The 813-nt window shown below is 58.9% G+C and carries 2 rRNA genes; both read left to right on the top strand.

Going from position 1 to position 813, the window contains the following annotated elements:
• Window positions 1–106: ribosomal RNA gene (locus GH2_RS21135) — 23S ribosomal RNA — on the top strand; the annotation flags it as partial.
• 200 nt (window positions 107–306) lie between these two features.
• Window positions 307–423 (top strand): 5S ribosomal RNA (gene rrf, locus GH2_RS21130).
• Window positions 424–813 lie beyond the last annotated feature (390 nt).

The raw sequence follows: 813 nt of genomic DNA, 5'->3' as shown, positions 1-813 counted from the left end.
TCGGGTGGGGTAAGGCCCCCTACAGACTATGGGGTTGATAGGCCAGAACTGTAAGCATAGTAATGTGTTGAGGTGACTGGTACTAATCGGCCGAGGACTTACCAACAACACTCACCAACATGAAAATTTTTGTGGTGAGTCGAAATTATTGTGACGCACAGTAGAGCGCGTATCCACTATGTACTTCTGAAACAACACAGCTCCTGCGGAGGAGGTGGAGTGAACACTGAAATTCTTTTCGGTGTTTGCTTCTAGGAAACTGTTCGGTTTCCTCCTTCGTCGGAAAGGCTCACAGTTTCATAGAGTTACGGCGGCTATAGCGGTGGGGAAACGCCCGGTCCCATTCCGAACCCGGAAGCTAAGCCCACCTGCGCCGATGGTACTGCACTGTAATGGGTGTGGGAGAGTAGGACACCGCCGAACACAACATTCCCGGGGAGCCCCCGACCGTATGGTCGGGGGCTCCCCGCATTCCCCCGGGCCGGCACACAGCGGCGGCCCCACATTGATTGCCCCCTCACGTTGATCGCGCCTTACGGTGATCGAGTACCCCGTCCCACACGTTGATCGAGTAGCTGCGTGGGAGCGGAGCGAGCATGCAGCGTATCGAGATCGCCGCGAAAGCCCGGCTGGACACGCGTGCGCACGAGCCCCAGCCCGCGGCGGTCTCGATTCTCGTCGTCGCTCACTGCGTTCGCGGCGTCGAACTCGACCAACGTAGGGGGAGCAGCAGCGTCGAACTCGACCAACGTGGAGGGGAGGCGTCCCCTCGAACTCGACCAACGTAGGGGGAGCGGCGTCCCCCTTTACGTT

Origin of the sequence: Gordonia hydrophobica NBRC 16057 (assembly GCF_001592365.1) — a bacterium.
In the GTDB taxonomy this organism is placed as follows: Bacteria; Actinomycetota; Actinomycetes; order Mycobacteriales; family Mycobacteriaceae; genus Gordonia; species Gordonia hydrophobica.
This window is presented reverse-complemented; position numbering and strand designations above follow the sequence as displayed.